We start from the raw sequence: 5139 nt of genomic DNA, 5'->3' as shown, positions 1-5139 counted from the left end.
ACTGATGGCCGGTCCTGTTGCCTCATCCAAAAATGTTACCAGAGACTTCGCCCTTGTCGCGGGGGATCGTTCCGCCTCCATCTACTGCACTTCCATCGCTGATTCCTCTCCAAGTGCTTCGTCAGCCGACGACCTCCCGAATACCATCAGCTGCGCCATTTCTCGCCGCCACTCCTTCAAACGACGCTGTAGCGTCCGAATTTGACCCATCGCATAAGTGCCCGGGTGCTCCATCTGCAGCCGGGCAAACAGTTCGCCCGACGTCCGCCACGGCTCAGCTTCAAACCAGGCGCGTAGTTGGTCGGCCGCCAGCGCGAACGGATCTGGGGTGTTGCGCTTTTTCTTTGTCGCTCGTGCCTTCCGTCGAGCCGTCGGCCGAACTTCCCCCTCCTGCCATGCCGTCCGTAAACTGGACAAAAACTGCTCGAGCGTCGGTTGCTCGATCGCGAATGCGACTTCCGGGGCGTCAGCGATTTCTACCAGCTGCCTCTGCCCAGCACGAATTTCCTTGAGCAAACGCACTGGATCGAGCGTCTCATACTGCGTCCTGATCTTTCGCTTTGTTCCTCCGTCGTCCTCGCATCGGCCATCAGCCGCTGGTACGGCGTCGCTGGCGGATGATAGCTCTTTCGAACCTTCGCGCCTTCCCGTGACTTCTCCGCCAGCTTGAACGAAGGCTGGAAGAAGTTCACGAACAATCGCACCGAGCCGTATAGCCGCGCGAGCGCAGCGGCCGCCTCCAGCCCCGCAAACCGTCGATAGCCGACCATCCGGCGCACGACGGCACCATTCTTTTGCTCGACCCAGGCCTGATCGTTCTTCTGATAGGGCCTGCAGCGCGTGAACACGATCCCGGAATCCCGGCAGTAGTCCCGCACAGTCTCGTTCATAAAAACCGTGTCATTGTCGGTGTCGAACCCGAGTAATGGGAAGGGTAACAGCTTGCGCACCTCGTCCAGCACTTCGGTCAGGAGCTTCTGTTCGCGATACAGGAGAGGTGCACACTCTATCCATCCCGTCGCAATGTCGGTGAGGACGAGTGTCTGAACGAAGCTGCCGGCTGCGGTCGGACCGCCATGAGCGACGAGGTCCGCTTCAATGAAGCCAGGAGCTGGATCACCCCAGTCAGAGAATGTCCTCACCGGTACGCTCCGTCGTACCGCGGCTGAGGGTGGTGCGCGCCGACCAGTCCTCCTTCCCGATTGCCCCTTGGCCTCGCGCAACGCGCGATCCATGGTCGCGGCGCTCATTGCCAGTAGACCCGTGCGCACTTCGGAGATCAGTTGGAGATGCCCATGGCGCTCCATCGCCTCGAGCATCACGGGAACCAACGGCCGCAGCCGCTTGCCGCAGATCCGGTCCGAGGCCTCCCAGAGCACGATCAAAGCCTCGCGGGCGGCGTCATTATAGATGCGCCGGCCTGGGCGAGGCCCCGAAGGACGTCCGCGACTTCCCCCCTGCAGCAGCCGCGTTGCGTGCTTCCGGTGAAACTTCGTTACCGCTACGAATTCATCGAGAATGAGGCTCCGTTCAGTGCGGTTGCACCCAGCATATCGTTCAATAAGGGCCGCCACTAACTCATCACGCGTTGCCATGCTGACCCGCCTCATGCTCGTCCCCGCCGGTGAACCCCGGCCGGGAGCATGTCAGCTGAGGCAACGGGTAGGGCCCCGGTAACATTTCAGGTGCGGCAATGCGAGGCGCTGCTCCCAGGTCGCGTAAAGCTCACAAAAGCGACTGTATCGATACCCGTCCGGGTTGATTTCGATGTACTCGTCCCAAAGGATCTGCAAGCTGACATGCTTGCGCTTTAACTCGCGGTTCACTGCCGCCCAGTCGGGCACAGCCCTTCGCCGGTGGCCCTGCTTCGTGCCCGCTGGACCGTAGAGGCGGGTCTCAAGATCAGGGTCGCTCAGCTCCAACGGCGGCGGCCATGACAGGCCAGAACGCCGAAACCGTCGGAACATCTTCCGCAGGGTCGATGGTGCCACCACCCCGGTCCGACGGGCCACTTCTCGTGCCGCCAAGCCGGCGTCTAGCCTAAACCTCAACATCTCGCGCACTCGGCGCATCGCGATCCTCTCCGTTGGCATCGGCCCCTCCAAAATGAAGCGACCTTATCGAGCCAACGACTGCCCCGCCCGCCCACAAACCCGGGCGGCATCATCCCGGAATGGTGGGCGGGATCATCTCGGAACCCTGGGCGGGATCAAATCGGAATGAATGAGGGTTCTGTTTAGTCCAATGAACGAGGGTTCAGTCCCGCGGCGCATCGCCGTCGAGACTCATGGAGACCGTGACCCAGCTACTTCAGGACGCAGATTCGAGGAGATGCTGCCGCTAGTTTCTACCGCGCGTAGCGAACTGCATTGGCGGCCGGGCTAGGCGGCCCGATGGCGCCTATCTAACGCACATGAGGCATCGAGCCTCGGAAATCGTCGGATGCTCCCGGTACCCTTCTCGCGGGCTGGCAATCGGTACTCCCTGAGCTATGCGCTTCGGGCAGCATCCAGTGGGAGGCTGACGTGCAAGCTGGCAACCATCTTAGGCGCCACGTCAGCAGCAAGCCACCTCATTGGGCCGCCAGGTTCGCCTAGCTGGGCTGGCAGGAAAGCCCATCTGGTCCGGATCTCCCAAGCTAGGATTTTGAGTGGCGCCACCTGTATGGAGTGATTCCAACATAGTGACGAAAGATAGTCGTAAAATGCGCCTGATTCGGGAAGCCGACCTTCAGGGCGACTTCACTTATGGTTCGCTGCGGTTCCTTTAGCAGAGCCTGCGCTCGCGCTATACGCTGCCTAGCTACATATTCATGAGGACGAACTAGCGTCCTCGCTCGAAACTGGGCCGCGAAGTAACTGCGACTAAGGCCGGCGGCCTTAGCCAGATCGGCCAGCTCGATTGCTTCCGATATATGGTTGTGAATATGCGCCTGGACGCGGCGCAACCGCCACGTCTGGAGCTCTAATGTCCGTCTCCGCACTACCACAGCAACCTCGTTAGATGCGTCAGACGCTTGGGTGATTGCGCGCTCGCCGGCGATCGAAGAGTCTGGTCCGTCGCCAAGAACTCGCGGCCTGGGCGAGTCCGATTCGAATGGCGTGAGTTCGGGGATCATTAGCGCGCCACCGCCCTGAGCGACACCCAAAGCCGTAAGTTGTCCAGCCCCAAACCCGCGCGATCAACTCTTATTCCGATTCGAGGACGGTAATCGCTGGAGTTTGTACGGCCTGTGAAAGTGAGTGCTTCTCCAACGACTCGACCGGATAAACACAGAAGCAGAGTAGCACAGTAGCCCATCCCGGTCGTTCCCCAAACTCAGTCGAGTCGAATAAGTGTTGCGTTGCAGACGCCACGGCTTCCAATGTCACTCAAGTATCCGCGATAGGAGGTCGGATGACCAATGCCGATCGCGTATGGAGTTAATCGGCGTTGGTAATGCTATTGCCGAGACTGCTCCACCCAAAGACAGGTCGCGCTCCCCATCGAAGGTGATTGGAACGTCGCCCCACCCACCGCTGTCGGGCTACGCTCATGCGTAGGACAGGGCTGTCAGATGGCTTCTAATCTAGTATGCCCGCCACGATGTCTGTAGAATCGGTCGTAAGAACGCAATTCGCTCGCCAGAGGACATAGTAGTGGTTGGCGGCGGCTCGGCAGGGTGCGCCTTAGGGGGACACATTGTAGAAGCAGGCTTCCGGGTGACACTCATTGAAGCTAAATGGTGCATTTGCCCACCTTGACGCGCACCGTGAAGGTGGCACGCTGATCGTCCTGATCGTCCTGATCGTCCTGATCGTCCTGATCGACAGTCTAGTAGAGCGCGTGTCATTCCGCGGCGACCGCGTAGAGGGAATCGCACTTATTCGAAGGGAAGCCCGGTTTATATATCCGGCCAAGCAGGTGATCTTAAGCGCCGGAGCATATGGAAGCCCAGAAATTCTGTTGCGGTCGGGCATTTGGCCGGAGTCAGATCTTCGGAGTCTGGGTATCTCTGTTATCCATGATTTGCCCGGTGTAGGGCAAAATCTCCACGACCAACCTTCTGCCTTGCTGCGGTTTGCCGGGTCAGCCACTCTCGCGGCCGAACTCCGAGAATTTGCCGCGACTCAGCCATTGATGGAAGAACAGGCAATTGTGAAACTCCGCTACCCTCTTTTCCGGAGCCGCTCCTTACGATCTACACATTTACCTTTGGGTTGAAGAAGATTGTCGACTCGCCTACGGTTGGCGCTGCATTATACCTGTTAGCGTCCTGAGGCCGAAGTCATGTGGCTGGATTAAGCTTCGGTCGCCCGACCCTCATATTCTTCGGAGATTGATGCTGGGTATTTGCGTAATCGAGACGATGCTGATGGGATGGAGTACGGAATTGGATGGGCAGAAGATTTGGCTAGATCTCAGCCTTTCTCGCATCTAATTGGCAGGCAAGCTCTGCGCCCCTATGCGGGACGGATGCGATCGACTGGGCTCGAGCAAATCATCGCCATTACTGTCATCCGGCCGGGTCCTGTCGAATGGGGCCTGTCACCGATCCATCGTCCGTTGTTGACCACACCGACAAAGTCTACGGCGTTATCGGACTCTCCGTGGCTGATGCCTCCGTGTTCCCAGATGTCCCACGCGGAACAACCGCGTTACCCACAACGGTCGTAGGCGAACGTGTCGCACAATTCGTCTTGGATGGACGCAGCGCTAGGTGGTCTGCGTAAAACAAAGCCTGAAGACATGGATCGGTACCGAGGGCGCCCCTCGCGTGATTAGTCAGGCTGAAGACACCCGGTGACTGATAATGCGGCGTCACTAAACGCGGTCAGTGTCAACTACCAAAAGTAATATTGTAGACACGCTGTGAGTCTCCTCTTCAGCTCGAGGTGAGCCGTTCAGCTTCTCGTCGTGGCCTCATCACCCATCTCCGCGCTTAACTGGATCAGCCGCATTATCTCGGCTTCAAGATCAGCAATGCGTTGCGCAGCGAGTTCTTCGTCATGGGCTCCAGAGTAAACCGCCGCCGCTTCAACGATTTGGCTCAGATTATGTCGCGCTATGCTTAAGCGGCCGTCGATAGCGACAATTGGATCGGTGATCTTGCTCATGTTCCGCCCTTTCAAGCTCGAGTTTTCTCGATTTTCGTATCTG

4 protein-coding genes and 2 pseudogenes are annotated in these 5139 nt (G+C 58.7%); 2 read left to right on the top strand and 4 right to left on the bottom strand.

Features of this window, described 5'->3' with window-relative positions; all coding sequences use genetic code 11:
• Positions 1-81 precede the first annotated feature (81 nt).
• The 3 genes and pseudogenes from GSQ83_RS14170 to GSQ83_RS31345 all read right to left on the bottom strand — a co-directional run bounded on the left by GSQ83_RS14170 (position 82) and on the right by GSQ83_RS31345 (position 3118).
• Positions 82-1610: pseudogene (locus GSQ83_RS14170) on the bottom strand (ISNCY family transposase).
• Between the two features lie 87 nt (positions 1611-1697).
• Positions 1698-2072 (bottom strand): annotated as a pseudogene (locus GSQ83_RS30600) (IS21 family transposase); the annotation flags it as partial.
• Between the two features lie 566 nt (positions 2073-2638).
• Complete coding sequence (locus tag GSQ83_RS31345; protein WP_371418020.1) at positions 2639-3118, bottom strand: helix-turn-helix domain-containing protein; 480 nt, start codon at positions 3116-3118, stop codon at positions 2639-2641.
• Between the two features lie 593 nt (positions 3119-3711).
• Here GSQ83_RS31345 and GSQ83_RS30595 point away from each other — a divergent pair.
• Positions 3712-4203 (top strand): GMC family oxidoreductase N-terminal domain-containing protein, encoded by a 492-nt coding sequence (locus GSQ83_RS30595; protein ID WP_158803530.1) that lies wholly within the window; start codon positions 3712-3714, stop codon positions 4201-4203.
• Positions 4204-4397: 194 nt separating this feature from the next.
• Positions 4398-4712 (top strand): GMC oxidoreductase, encoded by a 315-nt coding sequence (locus tag GSQ83_RS31340; RefSeq protein ID WP_158803717.1) that lies wholly within the window; start codon positions 4398-4400, stop codon positions 4710-4712.
• 171 nt (positions 4713-4883) lie between these two features.
• Here GSQ83_RS31340 and GSQ83_RS14150 read toward each other — a convergent pair.
• Positions 4884-5139 (bottom strand): hypothetical protein (locus GSQ83_RS14150; RefSeq protein ID WP_216850184.1); only part of this gene is annotated, 256 nt, incomplete at its 5' end.

It is taken from the genome of Acidisoma sp. L85, assembly GCF_009765865.1.
GTDB lineage: Bacteria > Pseudomonadota > Alphaproteobacteria > Acetobacterales > Acetobacteraceae > Acidisoma.
This window is presented reverse-complemented; position numbering and strand designations above follow the sequence as displayed.

Bases quoted from the DNA above. Each gene is read 5' to 3' on its own strand.
- GSQ83_RS31345 (WP_371418020.1), bottom strand. From the start codon at position 3,118: ATGATCCCCGAACTCACGCCATTCGAATCGGACTCGCCCAGGCCGCGA.